Source organism: Oceanobacillus sp. FSL K6-3682, from assembly GCF_037976165.1.
In the GTDB taxonomy this organism is placed as follows: Bacteria; Bacillota; Bacilli; order Bacillales; family Amphibacillaceae; genus Oceanobacillus; species Oceanobacillus sojae.
In genome coordinates, this window is the sequence record NZ_CP150263.1 from 2,713,899 (window position 1) to 2,730,949 (window position 17,051).

General features: G+C 38.3%; 16 protein-coding genes and 1 riboswitch. Of the genes, 7 read left to right on the forward strand and 9 right to left on the reverse strand.

The window, feature by feature from the left end; translation table 11 throughout:
* Positions 1-30: 30 nt before the first annotated feature.
* Positions 31-540, reverse strand: coding sequence for a YqhR family membrane protein (locus tag MHH51_RS13565; protein ID WP_246145120.1), 510 nt, complete (start codon positions 538-540; stop codon positions 31-33).
* Positions 541-795: 255 nt separating this feature from the next.
* Between MHH51_RS13565 and MHH51_RS13570 the strand changes: the two genes are divergently transcribed.
* Positions 796-1,173 (forward strand): SA1362 family protein, encoded by a 378-nt coding sequence (locus MHH51_RS13570; protein WP_156987613.1) that lies wholly within the window; start codon positions 796-798, stop codon positions 1,171-1,173.
* A 174-nt stretch (positions 1,174-1,347) separates the two neighbouring features.
* On the opposite strand, the gene MHH51_RS13575 is transcribed toward MHH51_RS13570, so the two are convergent.
* Together MHH51_RS13575 and mntR are read right to left on the reverse strand one after the other, a co-directional pair.
* The gene (locus MHH51_RS13575) at positions 1,348-2,238 is read right to left on the reverse strand and encodes a patatin-like phospholipase family protein (RefSeq protein ID WP_147210390.1); all 891 of its coding nucleotides are present in this window, start codon (positions 2,236-2,238) and stop codon (positions 1,348-1,350) included.
* Between the two features lie 139 nt (positions 2,239-2,377).
* A complete protein-coding gene (gene mntR / locus MHH51_RS13580; RefSeq protein ID WP_147210389.1) occupies positions 2,378-2,797 on the reverse strand; it encodes a transcriptional regulator MntR in 420 nt (139 codons plus the stop codon).
* 462 nt (positions 2,798-3,259) lie between these two features.
* On the opposite strand from mntR, the gene MHH51_RS13585 reads away from it, so the two are divergent.
* Together MHH51_RS13585 and MHH51_RS13590 are read left to right on the forward strand one after the other, a co-directional pair.
* Positions 3,260-4,234 carry an ABC transporter ATP-binding protein gene (locus tag MHH51_RS13585; protein WP_156987615.1) on the forward strand — a complete coding sequence of 325 codons (975 nt, stop codon included), beginning with the start codon at positions 3,260-3,262 and terminating at the stop codon, positions 4,232-4,234.
* Positions 4,221-4,994 (forward strand): ABC transporter permease, encoded by a 774-nt coding sequence (locus MHH51_RS13590; protein ID WP_339282315.1) that lies wholly within the window; start codon positions 4,221-4,223, stop codon positions 4,992-4,994. The genes MHH51_RS13585 and MHH51_RS13590 overlap by 14 nt, the downstream gene beginning before the upstream one ends.
* 47 nt (positions 4,995-5,041) lie before the next feature.
* Here the strand turns inward: MHH51_RS13590 and MHH51_RS13595 are convergent, their stop codons facing one another.
* The gene (locus MHH51_RS13595; RefSeq protein WP_339282316.1) at positions 5,042-7,606 is read right to left on the reverse strand and encodes a vitamin B12-dependent ribonucleotide reductase; all 2,565 of its coding nucleotides are present in this window, start codon (positions 7,604-7,606) and stop codon (positions 5,042-5,044) included.
* A gap of 332 nt (positions 7,607-7,938) precedes the next feature.
* Between MHH51_RS13595 and MHH51_RS13600 the strand changes: the two genes are divergently transcribed.
* Positions 7,939-8,313, forward strand: coding sequence for a rhodanese-like domain-containing protein (locus MHH51_RS13600; protein WP_147210385.1), 375 nt, complete (start codon positions 7,939-7,941; stop codon positions 8,311-8,313).
* A 93-nt stretch (positions 8,314-8,406) separates the two neighbouring features.
* On the opposite strand, the gene gcvPB is transcribed toward MHH51_RS13600, so the two are convergent.
* From gcvPB to gcvT, 3 genes are read right to left on the reverse strand one after another with little or no spacing between them, the layout of a single operon-like run.
* Positions 8,407-9,876: an aminomethyl-transferring glycine dehydrogenase subunit GcvPB gene (gene gcvPB / locus MHH51_RS13605; RefSeq protein WP_339282317.1), complete on the reverse strand. Its 1,470-nt coding sequence runs from the start codon at positions 9,874-9,876 to the stop codon at positions 8,407-8,409.
* A complete protein-coding gene (gene gcvPA, locus MHH51_RS13610) occupies positions 9,869-11,218 on the reverse strand; it encodes an aminomethyl-transferring glycine dehydrogenase subunit GcvPA (RefSeq protein WP_339282318.1) in 1,350 nt (449 codons plus the stop codon). Before gcvPA ends, gcvPB begins: the two co-directional genes overlap by 8 nt.
* A 35-nt stretch (positions 11,219-11,253) precedes the next feature.
* Positions 11,254-12,357, reverse strand: coding sequence for a glycine cleavage system aminomethyltransferase GcvT (gcvT, locus tag MHH51_RS13615; RefSeq protein ID WP_339282319.1), 1,104 nt, complete (start codon positions 12,355-12,357; stop codon positions 11,254-11,256).
* Positions 12,358-12,682: 325 nt separating this feature from the next.
* Positions 12,683-12,772, reverse strand: a riboswitch (glycine riboswitch).
* Between the two features lie 137 nt (positions 12,773-12,909).
* Here gcvT and MHH51_RS13620 point away from each other — a divergent pair.
* Positions 12,910-14,577, forward strand: a complete 1,668-nt coding sequence (locus MHH51_RS13620) for an SNF2-related protein (RefSeq protein WP_339282320.1) — start codon at positions 12,910-12,912, stop codon at positions 14,575-14,577.
* Positions 14,561-15,346, forward strand: coding sequence for a YqhG family protein (locus tag MHH51_RS13625; protein ID WP_147210380.1), 786 nt, complete (start codon positions 14,561-14,563; stop codon positions 15,344-15,346). The genes MHH51_RS13620 and MHH51_RS13625 overlap by 17 nt, the downstream gene beginning before the upstream one ends.
* Before the next feature lie 85 nt (positions 15,347-15,431).
* Here MHH51_RS13625 and MHH51_RS13630 read toward each other — a convergent pair whose 3' ends face one another.
* Positions 15,432-15,605, reverse strand: coding sequence for a DUF2759 family protein (locus tag MHH51_RS13630; RefSeq protein WP_147210379.1), 174 nt, complete (start codon positions 15,603-15,605; stop codon positions 15,432-15,434).
* A gap of 392 nt (positions 15,606-15,997) precedes the next feature.
* On the opposite strand from MHH51_RS13630, the gene MHH51_RS13635 reads away from it, so the two are divergent.
* Complete coding sequence (locus MHH51_RS13635; protein ID WP_147210378.1) at positions 15,998-16,627, forward strand: MBL fold metallo-hydrolase; 630 nt, start codon at positions 15,998-16,000, stop codon at positions 16,625-16,627.
* Positions 16,628-16,707: 80 nt separating this feature from the next.
* Here MHH51_RS13635 and MHH51_RS13640 read toward each other — a convergent pair whose 3' ends face one another.
* Positions 16,708-16,950: a DUF2626 domain-containing protein gene (locus tag MHH51_RS13640; protein ID WP_040985302.1), complete on the reverse strand. Its 243-nt coding sequence runs from the start codon at positions 16,948-16,950 to the stop codon at positions 16,708-16,710.
* Positions 16,951-17,051: the final 101 nt, after the last annotated feature.

Below are 17,051 nucleotides of genomic sequence, written 5' to 3' on the forward strand. Positions count from 1 at the left end.
TTACTTTGAATAACCTCTGATAGGAAAATTCTAGCTTTTTTCAATTATATCTTCAGTCTGCTTAGAATCCATATAATCATAAGAAATAGAATAACCGATAAATGTTCCGTATAGAATAAATAAACATATTGTGGTAACCCAGGTATTCATCGACCACTCCATCACAGCAGGAATATCATTAAATATCGGATGAAATAAAATAAACAGAATCACCCATAAAATAAAACCGTAAATTATCCCAACCCACATATATTTTATTTTTTTGAGAATCAAATAATAAAGACAAGCAATCAGCAAAGAGACCGCTCCCGCCAGAATGGTTGTAAATAAAATACCGAGCCATGTATCTGTCCACTCTGCAGATACCCAAGAAGTTAACAGATAATATTTCGGAGTAACCTCCAGAAAATTGAAATAATACATAGCACTTGCAAGTAAACTGAATAAAACTCCTCCAATAAACCCTGTGTACATTGATTTTTTTAATACTGATTCCTCATTGTCCTTTAGTTGTTGTTTCTTTGACATACGTCTCATCATCAAACACCTCCATTCTCTATTATGGCCAAATAATAAAACTAGTATGATTGAATAATCTTTTGAACATCTGTGGGAATATTTTTCATGAAACAGGGAATAAATAATTAATAGGCAAATAAATTTCGCGTGTTGCAGCAATTTCTATATTGCTCTAAGAACCTGAGTGAACTTTGAAAAAGGTCCTTAACAGGCATACTCTATCAAGATATGGTAAAATATAAGTAGAATACAATGTGTGAGAAAGGAGGATTTCAATTGAGAAATAAAGCAGTATCTATTTTTGTTTACTTGATAATTGCTTTTGCAGCATTTGGTTTAATTTCCCAGTTATTTGGAAATACAGCTGCGTTTTTATCAAGGCTATTAATTTCGATTGGAATAGGAGCAGCTATTTTTGGATTGGTTTATTTCTTTCTCATACGCAGGCAGCAGCCTTCCGGACGGCAGCAGGATAATATGAAAAAATACAAGCAGGCTGTTAAACAATCCAAATCAAAGTATGGTCGTCAAAAAGCCGTGACAACTGCCAGCAATCAGAAACCAGGACAAAAGAAAAAGAGTACCAGGAGAACGAGCCATTTACGGGTTATTGAGGGTAATAAATCAAAGAAAAAGAATCGTGTTTCTTCTTAAACAGACTTGTTAAATTACAAACTTTTGCAGGAGCTTAGATACTAAGCTCCTTTTTACATATACATGGTTTCCTCTCTAAGTGAAGAAGACTGTCAATATCATATCTTTCCAAAAACGTATTTAATGCGTTTTTTGCAATTTATCCATTAGACTCGTTTGAATATTAAAGGTAACCTAACCACTCCAGGTGCGTAAAAAGCTTTCACTGGATTCTTTCCCGATTTGCCGCAGCTTCTCTCTGCTTTCTTCTGTAATATTAAAATTCATAGAGCTCACTTCAGGAGTAGGTACAAAAATAATATGGTCCGCCTGTGATTTTGATATATAGCGATTATCATGTGCCTGCTTCATTGTTGCGAAAAGGCGGGGAAACATATTGAGAGCATTTCGAATTTCGCGGGGTTCCATGGATGTAGATGTGTCTGTCAGTTTCACGCCAATTACAGGACGAGCTTTCTTTTTCTCATCTTCAGCAAAAATCCATAATGGAAAATTACTAAGTAAACCACCATCGACTATAACGCTTTTTTCTTTATTTTTACCTTGGATTCTTTTTGGCATAAAAAAATAAGGAAATCCTGCACTCATACGAATAGCAGCAGCTACAGAAAAAGTTTCAGGCTGTAGTCCGTAAACTCTTTCTAAATCATCTGGAATAACTATCAGCTTCCCCAGAGATAAATCACTGACAACCACTTTTAACACACCTGGCTTTAAATCACCGAATTGATATATATTCTGTCTGGCTAACGCTTCTCCCAGCCACGCTTCCAGCTTCTCCCCTTTGTATAGCCCTAATTGATAATAAAGAAACAACCACTTTGTCACTGGCAATACCTTTGATAACCATGGCGGATCAGCTAATTTCTCAACATCCAATGTTTTCATTAACTCTTTAATATCTTTATAGTGATACCCTGCAGCCAGGAACCCTGCTATAATAGCACCTGCAGAAGTCCCTGCTGCACGTTCTACCTGCAGATTTTTCTCTTCCCAGGATTCTAACACGCCAACATATGCAAACCCCTTCACTCCCCCGCCAGAAAATACAGCATCAATTTTCATGACATCGCTCCATCCCTTATAGGTGCTTATTGATTTATACGTTTATTGGCTTGTTTATTATGCTTCTTCCACTTCAGGGATGGATTTAATTAGAAATTTAAATGCATCAAAAAAACCAGTCATTTCTTAGAACAACTGGCTATGCTTTATTTGTTTCACTTATTTTCTGCAAATCGTTACGCCGCTGCTCATCTTCTTTAAAATAAGCAACAACATCTGCTATCCTGTCAATAGAATTCCAGCTTAGATGATGCTCAATTCCTTCCACATCATCATATATGCGCTCTTTTTCTACTCCTATTAACTCGAGGAACTCCTCTAACAGTTCGTGTCTGAAAACAAGCCGTTCTCCGATTTTCTTCCCCTTCGCCGTTAACACGAATCCCCGGTACTTTTCATAGTCTAAATATTTGTCCTTGTCCAATTTTTGTACCATTTTTGTAACAGAGGAAGGATGCACCTCTAAAGCTTCCGCAATAGATGAAACTCTGGCGTATCCTTTTGCTTCAATTAAATTATAAATAATTTCAATATAGTCTTCCATACTTGGTGTAGGCATAAAAAGCTCCTCTCTTTGCATTATCCCCAGAAAATCTGGTATTCGTTAAAGGAAGTATTGAAAACATATTTCTCTTTCTTCAAATCCGATAAAGTTCTTAAATAAATATCTTCTTTAAGCCCAGGGACTGGGCTTACCTATTCTGTAGAATAGCTTTTACGGTTAACCGGTCTATTAAAACCGTTGTGTTTATGCAGATAACTATGGTGCCTTTAATAAGAAAGTTAATTTTTTTTATCAAAGGAAACTTTTTTTCTAACTTAATCATAGCTGATTTTCCCATAAAACTCAAGTTATAATCTTTTTCCTGTAATTGTCCCCTCTCTTTTTCATTTTTACAGTATGGAATAGGAGAATGTCAAATCATTATCTACATCTTAAGACGGAGCATATTTCCTTCGTCAGATTGTTGTTGTTATTTTTGACAATTGCTAAGATTATGTCATAAGGAGGAGGAATAAAGTGGAGAAAATTATTGAGATTAGTAATTTAGCCAAGTCCTACCGTAAAAGGAAATCAAGAGAAATTATTCAAGCTGTAAAGGATGTTGATTTTAATGTTTATAAAGGAGAGATACTTGGATTGTTAGGACCAAACGGAGCAGGCAAAACAACCACTATTAAATTAATATGTGGTCTGCTGTACCCGGACAGTGGAGAGATAAAGATAAAAGGGATACCTAATACTGACAACCGTTTAGAATCGTTACAGCATATCAGTGCAGTTCTGGAAGGAAATCGTAATTTATATTGGCGGCTAACAGTCAGAGAAAATCTGGAATATTTTGCAGGAAACAGAGGCAGATCAAGAAAGGAAGTTAAAGAGGAAATTGATGAATTACTCCATATGTTCCAATTAAAAGACAAAGAAAATGAATTAGTAAACAGACTCTCACGCGGTATGCAGCAAAAATTAGCCATTGCCGTAGCTATGCTTGCTAATACGGAAGTATTGCTTTTAGACGAACCGACACTTGGCCTGGATGTGCAAACAGGGCTGGAGGTCAGGGAGATACTGAAATCGATTGTTAAAAATTATCAGCGTACGATCATAATCAGCTCTCATGACATGGATGTTATCCAGGATATTTGTGATCGTACCGTGATTATTAATCAGGGGACAGTCGTTATCGATCAGCGGGTTGATGAGCTGATAAAATTATTTGAAGTCCGTTCCTACCGTTTAACCTTAAATGAACCGCTTTCCCTTGACCAGCAAAAAGCAATTTCGACACGTTTTCCGACAAATGAATATGTGGAGGATCAAGTATACAGCTATCTCACTGTACAGCTAGAGAAAAGCGAGGATATTTATCAGATTTTTCAGGTATTACAATTAAATCGCACACCAATTGATTCGATTGACCGGAAAGCAATTCGATTTGATGAAGTATTTCTAAAAATTATACAAGGAGACCACCAATATGCAATGGATTAACTTATTTCGTGCCAATCTGCGAAAGGAATACCTGGAAATGAAGCGTTATCTGCCAAATACAATTGCTCTTGTCTTAACGTTTTACTTTATCTTTTTAGGATTATTCGGGGTCATTCATTTTTTTGGAGATCCATCGACACAGGATGCTAATATCCAATTTGTTATTGTTAATTATATTTTTTGGTTTTTGGCGCTTAGTGTCATTCAAATGTTTGGTTTTGAAATTGTCAATGAAGCCATACGTGGAACGCTTGAACAATTATCTATGTCCCCGATGGGAATCTGGCGAATTTTAAGCACCAGACTGATTGCCAGTACCATTATTTACGGAATTATTATATTTGTTTTATTAATTATTACGATGCTGACTGCAGGACAATGGCTTAATATTGATATTTTATCTATTTTTCCTATCTTTGTTTTAACTGTTTTCGGGATGTATGGTGTCGGTTTAATGGTTGGTGGATTGGCAATTGTTTACAAACAGATCCAGGCATTCCTGCAGATTCTGCAATTCCTGCTGGCAGGACTTACTTTTATTCCGCTTGCAGCATCTCCACTTATGTATTTCTTGCCATTTGTCATTGGTGTTGATTTAGTCAGAGACATTATGATTGACGGACAGACATTAATAAATATCGGATGGGTCCCTCTAACAATTTTATTTATAAATGCTTTTGTCTATTTTGTCGCCGGTCTGTTGTTCTTTAATTACTGTGAACGCATGGCTATGAAAAAAGGATTGCTTGGTCAATATTAGCACAAAAAAAGGAGAGCAGTTCAATCAGAACCGCTCTCCTTCTCACTTTACAATCCACATTTCAATTGTGCACCGCAGCTGGTACAAGTATTACAGCCGCCAATGTCTTCCACGCTTCCCTCCCGGCAGACCGGGCATGTATCGCCTACTTCTGAACCGATAGTTACATTTGTTTTATCTAATTCCTGAATCGTGTCCATAAGAACAATTTTCTTATCTTTTTCTTCATCCGGGAATAATTCTGTTTGTTCTCCAACCTGATTATCTTCCGCTTTCAGGGTCAGCACCTGTGAATCTCTGCTTCCGTCAACATAGACTGTACCGCCTTTAGCGCCGCCATTATAAAGACGTCGATAAACACTCTCTACCTGATCAACGGTATACCCCTTCGGCGCATTTACCGTTTTGGATATAGAGCTGTCCACCCAGCGCTGTATCACACATTGTGCATCAGCATGTGCTTCAGGGCTTAAATCCATTGCAGTTACAAACCAATCCGGCAAAGGCTTGTCCGCTGCTTCCGGATGCGCTTGTAAATATTCCTCTACAATATCTGCTTTTACTTCAATAAACTTCCCTAATCTGCCGCTTCTAAAGTAAGAGAACGAGAAGTATGGCTCCAGCCCTGTACTTACTCCGACCATTGTACCTGTACTTCCGGTTGGAGCTACAGTCAGCAAGTGCGAGTTTCGGATACCATGTTCCAGAATGCCCTCCTGAATATCCTCTGGCATTTTTTGCATATAACCCGTTTGGATAAAACGTTCACGTAAAGCTTTTGTTTCTTCCTCCGTTTCTCCGACTAAGAAGGGGAAGCTTCCTTTTTCTTTTGCCAGCTCAATAGAAGTCCGGTATGCTGTTGTTGCAATGATTTCAAATACCTGGCCGGCAAGCTTATTTCCTTCTTCCGAACCGTAAGCTGTCTCACAGTAAATTAATAAATCATGCAGTCCCATAACCCCTAAACCGACACGTCTTTCCCCTAATGCTTGTTTTTTATTTTCGGCCAGAAAATATGGTGTTGCATCAATAACATTGTCCTGCATTCGAACCCCAGTCTCAACTGTATCCTTTAATTTTTCTACATTTACCGTTTTTGTTCTCTTATCTGCCATTTCTGCTAAATTGACAGCAGCTAAATTACAGACAGAAAACGGTGCCAGCGGCTGCTCACCACAAGGGTTGGTTGCGACGACCTGTTGACCGTACGCTTTTGCATTTGTCATATCATTGGCATTATCAATAAAGAAAATGCCCGGCTCTGCTGAGTACGTTGCACAAATATTGATTAGGTTCCACAGCTCTTTTGCTTTCACTTTTCGATACACACGAACGCCATAGCCCATTTCTTCCCATTTACGGACATCTCCAACCTCGTGCCACTGTTCGTTATAAGCTTTCATTTCTTCTGTTGTATAATTCTCTACATCCGGAAATCGCAGTTCATAATAATCGTCCTCTTCAACAGCTTCCATAAATTCTTTGGTAATGCAAACAGAAATATTAGCACCTGTCAGGAAATCTGGATTGTGAACCGAATAAGTTCCTCCATCACGCAGCTGGTCATTGGCCTTTTTCATTGCTGCATCCGTAAATCCTCCTTGACCAGGTATTGCTTTATAATTGACAATCCCTTGATATAAATCAAATTCGGTTTCAGTCAGCGGCGTAAATTTTAATTTTTCTTTTGCCAGCTGCTTAATTTGTTCGTCGTCCGTATTTTCTATTAAATAACGTAATATACGCGGATTTTGCATCTTAGAAATAATAAATTCAATAATATCCGGGTGAGAATCAACAAGCATAATCATTTGCGCACCTCGTCTGGAGCCGCCTTGTTCCACCAGATTTGTCAATTTAGCAATATCATCCAGCCAGGAAACACTGCCGGATGATTTTCCGTTAACGCCTCTAGCCAATGTGTTACGCGGTCTTAACGTGGAGCCATTTGTACCGACACCGCCGCCGCGTGACATTATCTCCATCACCTGCTTACGATGATCCGAAATTCCTTCGCGGGAATCTTTTACAAAAGGCATAACGTAGCAATTAAAATATGTTACATCTGTTTCAGCTCCTGCGCCATAAAGCACGCGCCCTGCAGGAATAAAGTTCATGGAAGCTAATTGCTTGTAAAATGCTTCAAAGGATGCAGCCTTTCTTTCTTCCGTTTCTTCAACCTCTGAAAGCCCAGTTGCATTTCTTTTGGCAATTTGTTCATAATAAATTTCCAAAGGCTTCTCGATAACATCAAGAGAACGCGTAATAATACCGCTTTCCCGCTCTTCTTCCTTATCTAATACACCAATATAATCTGATTCGACAGCCACTTTCGCCTTGTTTTCTTTCCAATTAATATCTATAATAAACCCTAGGCCCCGTGCCGGGAATTTAGGATCTGCTTTTACAGTCAGAACGACAAAATCGCCGTTTTTTAACGTTTTTTTCTCCGTATCTTTAAAAGCATATCGATCCAGCATTACCAGCCTGGACACACCTTGATGTGTAATATGCATTTCCTCTGTAATTGAGTGTACTGCTTCGAATTTTTTTATATCTTCATTAAGCGCATCTATATTAATCTGTCTTAATGATCCCAATTGGATAGTCAATGTTATCGCTCCTTGTCATCTTACGGTTAATTAATTATTAGTTTATCATATCCACTGCCCAAAATACAATATATAGTATCCGTTTCATGATTTTGACACAATATATAGTTAATTATCAGAATAGCAAGTACTTTCCATTAAAAGATCGGCTATTTTTTTATTCCCTTAAAATGGATGGGGAAACCTCTCCTTTATTAAAAATAACATCTGAAATTTGAAAGAAGACTATTTTTTTATAATAAATAGGGGTTTCACAAATAAAAACTTTGAAAAATAAAATCCCTGCCCATATAATGAATATGTAGAATATAAAGATAGACGGGGGAAACAAAATGACATTTTTACTTATTGCTTTAGTTGTTCTGCTTGCGGTTTCTATTTTTCGCTTTTATAGACAACGCACTTATCTAAATGGATTGACAGAAGAACAATTTCGAGAAGGATATCGTAAAGCACAGTTAATTGATGTTCGGGAACCGCAGGAATTTGAAAGAGGTCATATCCTTGGGGCGCGTAATATTCCGGTAACACAGATGAAGCAAAGACTTGTTGAAATGCGAAAGGACAAGCCTGTGTACCTGTATTGTCAAAATAGCAGTCGTTCCGCAAGAGCTGCGCAGCTGTTGCACAAAAAAGGATTTAAGGATATTTATCAGCTGAAAGGCGGATTTAAAAAATGGACTGGTAAGATTAAAACAAAAAAATAATCTTTTCTGGTTATCGCCATTGAAATGCATATTTAACGTTAAAAGCTGATTCAGAGCAAAAATTACTCTGAATCAGCTTTTATTATCTGTTATTTATGATATTTCCCCTTCTTCATATCGAAGTATCGGCTTACGAGCAGCTGTAGCTTCATCCATCCGTTTTACAATTGTATTGTGCGGAGCTTCCTGAACAATTTCCGGATTTTCTTCTACTTCCTTTGCAATATGAATCATGGTATTAATAAAGGAATCCAATGTTTCTTTAGACTCTGTTTCAGTCGGTTCGATCATCATTCCCTCTTCCACATTTAGCGGGAAATAAATTGTCGGCGGATGAAAATCAAAATCTAACAGTCTTTTTGCCATATCTAATGTCCGGACACCCAGTTTTTTCTGAATACTCCCTGATAGTACAAATTCATGCTTACAATGCTGCGGATACGGCATTTGAAATGCTTTTTCCAGTTTGCGCATCATATAATTCGCATTTAACACAGCATATTCACTGACTTTTTTCAGGCCTTCTGCACCCATCGTCCGAATATACGTATACGCACGTAAATTAATACCGAAATTCCCATAGAACGGTTTGACACGGCCAATGGATTTTGGTATGTCATAATCCAAGCTGAAAGTACCGTTGTCTTTAATAATCAATGGTTTTGGCAGATAAGCGGCAAGCTCCTCACTGACCCCAACAGGTCCTGAACCCGGTCCTCCGCCGCCATGTGGTCCTGTAAATGTTTTATGAAGGTTTAAATGAACCGCATCAAATCCCATATCTCCAGGTCTTACATAGCCCATAATCGCATTTAAATTAGCTCCATCGTAATAGAGCTTCCCGCCAGCTTTGTGAACAATTGACGCCATTTCTAAGATTTCTTTTTCAAATAAACCTAATGTATTAGGATTGGTAAGCATCAAGGCTGCCGTATCTTCCCCAACGACACGCCGTAAATCCTCGAGATCTACGAGACCCTCTTCATTCGATTTAACCGTCACAGCTTCAAATCCAGCTACTGCTGCAGATGCCGGATTTGTTCCATGTGCTGAGTCCGGCACAATTACTTTTGTCCGGTGATGGTCTCCATTTGCTTCATGAAATGCCCGGATCATCATTAATGCTGTCCATTCTCCCTGTGCGCCGGCAGCTGACTGCAGAGAGACCTCATGCATGCCTGTAATTTCTTTTAAAGATTCCTGTAAATCGTAAAGCATTTCTAAAGCACCCTGTACTGTCCCCGGGTCCTGATATGGATGAATATGACTGAACCCTTCTAGACGAGCAATATCTTCATTGATTTTCGGGTTATACTTCATCGTACACGATCCAAGCGGATAAAATCCGGAATCCACACCATAATTGCGGGATGCAAGTCCAGTATAATGACGGATAATATCTAATTCACTTACTTCTGGAAGCTTTGGCGGCTCTTTACGAATATAAACATCTCCTAACTCCGCTTCCAGGTCAAAGGATTCAATTTCTAACTCCGGCAAGCTGTAGCTTGTTCTACCTTCTTTACTGCGTTCAAATAATAATGGAAAATTTTTATCAGACATGCATATCCCCCAATTCTTTCACAAGTTGATCAATTTCTTGTTTTGTACGAATTTCTGTCACAGCCACGAGCATCTGACCTTGATATGCCGGGTCAATCTTCCCTAAGTCGAAGCCGCCAAGAATACCTTTTTCAAGCAAAGCAGCATTCACTTTTGTAATATCCTGGTCCAGCTGAATAACAAATTCATTGAAGAAAGAACCTTCATAAACAACTGGTATACCGTTTTTTATAAATTTCTTTTTCGCATAACGGGCCTTCTGCATATTCATTTCAGCCATTTTCCGTATACCGTGCTTACCGATAGAACTCATTGCAACAGAACTCGCTAAAGCATTCAGTGCTTGATTGGAGCATATATTTGATGTCGCTTTATCACGGCGGATATGCTGCTCACGTGCCTGCAGTGTCAACACATAGCCTCTTACATCATTTTCATCATTTGTCTGGCCTACTAAACGCCCGGGAACTTTTCGCATTAATTTCTTTGTTGTTGCAAAGTAGCCGCAATGCGGTCCGCCGAATTGCGCTGGAATTCCAAACACTTGCGTATCACCGGTTACAATATCTGCTCCAAATTCTCCAGGAGGAGTCAGGTACCCTAAAGCAAGCGGGTTACTGGAAACAATAAGCATTGTTTTCTTTTGGTTTTCTAACAGCTTTTGAATAGCATCCATCGGCTCAATCTGTCCAAAAAAGTTGGGATATTGAACAACAACACCTGCTATCTCATCATCAAGCTTTTCCTCTAAATGAATGAGATCTGTTTTTCCGTTATTTAATTTTATCGGGATAATTTCAATTTCCTGTCCTTTGGCATATGTTTGAATAACCTGCTGATATTCAGGATGTACAGCATCTGAAACCAATACTTTCTTTCTCTTCGTCTGGGCTGCACTTAAATTAACTGCCTCTGCTAAAGCTGTTCCCCCGTCATACATAGAGGAATTCGCAACTGGTAAGCCTGTCAGCTCAGATATCATTGTCTGAAATTCAAAGATAGCCTGCAATTCTCCTTGAGAGATTTCTGGCTGATAAGGCGTATATGCTGTGTAGAATTCAGATTTAGAAATCACATGATCGACTATGGACGGAATATAATGATCGTATACACCGGCTCCAAGAAATGATACAACTTCCTTGGTACATATATTTTTATTTGCCAATGCTGTCAGTTCTTTCGTTAATGCATATTCATTAATGGGCTGCTTTAAATCCAGTTCTTTTTGTAAACGGACACCTGCTGGAATATCAGCAAACAGCTCATCTGTATCCTCTATCCCTATTGCCTTCATCATTTCTTGTTTATCTTCACTTGTCATCGGTAAGTAACGGAACTCCATCTTTTCTCCCCCTTATTTATTACGCTGGTAAACGATTATCTACGGTAAAATGGTGTTTTGACCACCTTTGCTTTTAAACGGCGCTTCCTCACCTGAACCTCCAGCCCCGTCCCAATTTCCGCAAATTCAGTTTTGATCAATGCTAAGCCGAGATTTTTATTTAAGGTCGGTGATTGTGTACCTGATGTAACAAAACCAATTTCTGTATCGTCCTGATATACAGAATAGCCATGTCGCGGAATACCTTTATCAACCATTTCGATTCCCATAAGCTTTCTCTCCAAACCCGCCTCTGCTTGTTTTTTCAGAGCTTCTTTACCAGTGAAATCAGCCTCTTTGTTCAGCTTAACAGCAAATCCTAATCCCGCTTCCAACGGCGAAATATCAGCTGACAGCTCCTGACCATATAAAGCAAGGCCTGCTTCAAATCGCAACGTGTCCCGTGCCCCTAATCCGATGGGTTCGATTCCTTCCTCTTTTCCTTTTTCAAGGAGGAGTTTCCACAGATCTTTTCCATTTCGTGAATCAAGATATATTTCAAAGCCATCCTCGCCTGTATAGCCCGTTCTGGAGATTAAAGCTTCTCCAGCTATCCCTTCAATAGCAACACCTTTTTTAAATCGGAAAAAGGATATGTCGCTCAGCGGTTCTTTTACAACCTTCTGTAAAACTTGCTCTGCTTTTGGTCCCTGCAAAGCTAATTGTGCATAATTTTCCGAAATATTATCCAAAGTAACATCAGGGTTAGAATTATTTTGTTTCAGTAACCACTCAAAATCTTTCTCTGTATTGGCGGCATTCACAACAAGCAGGTATTCATTTTCATCAAGCATATAAACAATTAAATCATCTACCGTCCCACCATCCTCATAGCACATAATCGTATATTGCGCTTTATTTGGGACAAGCTTTGTAATATCGTTTGACAGCGCAGCCTGTAAAAAGTGAGCACTTTCCGGGCCGCTTACTAAAATTTCTCCCATATGGGATACATCAAACAGACCGGCTTTTGTCCGGACAGCTTCATGCTCCTCTTTTATACTTGAAAATTGAACCGGGAGATCCCATCCCCCGAAATCAATCGTCTTGGCAACTTTCTCATAAGCCGGGAAGATTGGAGTACGCTTTAATTCACTCATCTAATTCTCTCCTTTTTTAAGATTGGTTAAAGTGCTGATGAAATAAAAAAATACATTTTTGCATAAAAATAGAGACTCCTCCTAAAAGAAGTCTCTGTCCTCAAACCAGAAAGTTGCATATTCACACTTAACATAAAATTCATTTTTGCAATGAATGAATTAGACTGTCAGCACTACCTTACTCTCCTCAACCATGCTTATTGGCACAGGATAACAAAATGCTTTTACAGACTGGTAAAATGTGAATACTTGCTTCGTGGGTGGCTGATAAGCTTTTAGAGAAAAAACATCTCTCCCTGTTACTTATAAACACTCTCCAGAGTTGCGTCCTACAAGAGTCTTTTTGCCTGAGAGATTCGCTCTTAACTTGCTCCTTCGGCGTTACATTAATTGTAAGCTCTCCCCTTGTGTTCATCCGCTGATTTAATATATTGATGTTGGTTATACTATGTATATGTTAGCAGGAAAATCTATTTGACCAAAGTATATCATATCTCTTCGAAAAAGTAATTGAAAAAACCATATTTTATTGAGAGGGAGTGAATCAAATATATGGATTCTATTCAAATTCGGCAAGATAATCAATTTATAAATGACTTAGAATCAGCTTTTCGTGATGAAAACGATTTAACAAATTGGGAGCTTTTTCGTATGGCGTACCAGGCTGTAAATGTAACGAAAAGACCGTCATTCAAAGGGTTACAAGCACTGGAATATTTACCTCATCTGGATATTCTGGATCACCAGCTGCAAACAGCTGAGCAGGTTCTGGAATCCATGCATGGGCGTGCTATTTTAGCAGACGAAGTAGGACTCGGAAAAACCATTGAAGCAGGTCTGATTCTAAAAGAGTATATGGTGAGAGGTCTAGTAAAAAAAGCATTAATTCTTGTTCCTGCTTCTCTCGTTAATCAATGGGAAAAAGAATTAAACGATAAATTTCTAATTCCGGCCATTGCCTACCGGAAAAATTACAGCTGGGAGGACAATCCAATTGTCATATCCTCTATTGATTCAGCAAAGCGGTCCCCTCATCGGGAAGCTATCTTAAACCTGGATTATGATTTTATTCTGGTAGACGAAGCGCATAAATTAAAAAATGAACAGACGAAAAACTATCAATTTGTACATGAATTAAAGAAAAAATATTGTCTCTTATTAACTGCCACGCCAGTGCAGAATAAACTATTAGAATTATTTAACCTTGTCAGTCTCTTAAAGCCGGGACATTTAGGAAATTATAAAACCTTCACTGAGAAATACGGGAAAGACCGAAAAAAAATGGAGCAGGATCCTTATCTGAAGAAACTTGTTCAGCAGGTGATGGTACGTAATACAAGAAAAGATACAACCTTAAATAATTCAAAGAGAAAAATACACACTATTTGGTCGTCTCTTCCAGAGAACTATGAGAAGGTTTATCAACAACTTATGGAATTGTCCTTTGGAATGGCATCATTTGCTAAAATCACTTATTTACGTGAATTCTGTTCCTCGAGAGAAGCTTGTTTTACTTCCCTGATGAAATTAGGAGCTCATGAAAATCATACAGCTATTCAAGATGTGATAGAAAATATTGAACAGCTCGATCAGCATCCAAAAGCAGAGAAGCTGGTTGAACAGATTAAATCACTGAATGGTGAAAAAGTTATTGTTTTTACAGAATATCGTGCTACTCAATATTATCTGCAATGGTATCTCCAGCAGCATGGTATCTCATCCGTTCCTTTCCGTGGAGGCTTTAAAAGAGGAAAAAAAGATTGGATGAAGCAATTATTTAAAGACCATGCGCAGGTTCTTATTGCTACAGAAGCTGGCGGTGAAGGAATTAACCTGCAATTTTGCCATCATTTGATTAACTATGATTTACCCTGGAATCCGATGCGGCTGGAGCAGCGGATTGGCCGTATTCACCGTTTTGGCCAAGAATCGGATGTGCATATTTATAATATTGTTACGAAACAGACCATTGAAGAGCATATCCTGTCCATGCTTTACGAAAAAATTCATTTGTTTGAGAATGTTATTGGTAATTTAGATGCCATTTTAGCAGAGTTAAAAGTAGATAGTATGGAAAAGGAAATAGAATCCATCTATCAGGAATCCACTTCAGCCGGAGAGGTACGTATTAAGCTCGATAACCTTACATCCGTGATTGAGCAGGCAAACTTCGAAATTCAGAATAATGAGGAGCAATATAAAGATGGAACAGCAAATTGATTTATCAGATTTTCTCGTCAATTACTTTGAAACAAAGCAGTGTACCATACTTTCTAAGAATGAGGGGCAAATCCACATCCAGCTGAACGAAGAGATGGACAGAGAATTAATGAACCGTCCCTTCTACTGGCATTATATAAAAAAAATGGGACGGGAAGGAGAACCTCAAAAGCTTCGTCTGATTACAGACAAAGAAAAATCAAATGAGCCTGGGGAATGGATTCACTTTGGCAGTCCCAGACTTCATCAAATTATGAATAAACTAATAGAAAAGGAACGCTATACAAGATTATTCGAAAAGATTCAGGTATCAGAAAACACACCGCTATATCCTTGGCTTGTGATTAATATAAAAATCAGCTATCAGGGGGCCCGTCACAAGGATGAGGTGTTTTCTGTCGGTCTGCAGCTGCTTCATGGTCATATGGCTTTAAATATGATGGATTCTCTGGAGGAAATAGCGCTTGAAAGATCAATATCAGATTATTGCTATACGCTGTCTCCAATGATAAATCCCAAAAGCGGCTTTATCCGTATTCAGAATCTCCTGCTGCAGCACGTACAAAACCAGGATAATTCCTGGGCTGCTGAGTCTATAAAACAACTGGAAACAGATAAAGCGACATTAAAGCATTTCTACGAGAACGAACTTGATCATCCAAAGTATTTAGAAGAATTAGAGGCACTGGAAAAGCGATTTAAACCAAAAGTTATTTTTCAAGTTATTAATGGAGGGATTTTTTATTTAACGAAAGCAATGATGGACTAAGATAAGTGCATACCATTCTAGTCGAAAGAGAAAATTAAAAAAGATTCTTTCTATATTTACTGAAAATAGAAAGAATCTTTTTGTCTTAACCTACGATTTCTGAAATAATGGTTGCAATGGAGAAGAACCCAAAAACAACGGCAGTTAGAGCAGAGAATAACAGCGCCAGTATATTTTTAAATTTTAACTGACGAATCACGGATACGACTGCTAATAGTGCAACTAGTAAAAATAAAATTCCTAAAACAATATGACCCATCCGAAATTTTCCTCCTTTTCAGCGTAACTATACTTGTGTAAAAAGCCAGTATTTTATACTATGTAATTATCGTTAAACTATTTATATTTTATAGTATTTCCAAGTGTTTGTCGAGTTATTATAAAGCGAAACTTCTTTCAGTGTGAGTTTTCACTCTTCTCCTACTGATAAATAAGGAACATAAGCTGACGTCTTCGTATCCTGAGACTGCGGTTACTCGCCCCCATCGAAGAGCTTTTGCGAGAATATTTGTGCGACCAGCATTGTATTGACCTGAACAATTCAGGAAGTTAGCGGCCGTTATCTCCTGCCCAAATAGATTTATTTTTCTCTTTTTGAAGGCGGAAGTTTCACAGACGGTTACACCATGATAAAAGAATGGAGAAATGGATATGGAAATTATCGCAATGCCGGTAGGTTTAGTCCAGGCAAATTGCTATATCGTTTACAAAAAAGAAGAAAAAGATGCTTTAATTATTGATCCTGGTGGAGAACCGGAGAAAATAATTGAAGCTTTTGAAAAGAATAAGCTGAATGTGAAAGCAATCTTACTGACTCATGCTCATTTCGATCATATTGGCGGTTTGAACAGTGTCCAAAAGTATACCAATGCACCAGTGTATCTTCATAAAGCAGAGTGGTCCTGGCTTGGTGAACCAAGATTGAATGGGTCAGCTAAATTAATGGGACAGCCTATTACTGCTCAAGTGGCTGATAAAGAGCTGACGGAGGGAACCTTAGAAGTCGGCGGTTTCACTATTAAAACATTACATACACCGGGCCATTCGCCTGGAAGCATCAGTTTTGTTTTTTCTAACGAGAATTTTGCTGTTTGTGGTGATGTATTATTCCAGCAGGGAATCGGCAGAACTGATTTAGTAGACGGAAATATAAACACCCTGGAAAACTCGATAAAAGAGAAGTTGTATCTTTTGCCGGATGATTTAACCATTCTTCCAGGCCACGGGCCGGCAACAACAATAGGCTATGAAAAGAAGAACAATCCTTTTTTCCCAGCTTAGAAAATCATAATTGGTTCGAAATAGATAAAACAGCGAAAAAGACCATCTGCATAAAATACAGAAGGTCTTTTTCGCTGTTTTTAATGTCCAAATCCAGGTACAAGGATAAACTCAGAATACCAAGTATATCCAACAATAAATACCGTACAATATGCACCAAATAAGTACATGTACATACGTTCAGACAGCTTTAAATAACTCAGTGTAAGGAAAAACGCCGTTTGAACAAGGAATAATAGTGCAGTATTCAGCATGTCACCTACATAAAACATAACTGTAAAAATACCTGTCCAAAAGGCAAGAACACGAAACATGCGGTCCATGTCTTCCCCCTCCTTTATAGGTAACGTTCTCATAGTTATTATATACGAGCCGGATAGGATTGTAAACGATTCTTATATAGTTTGCCTCTGTATAAGGTATT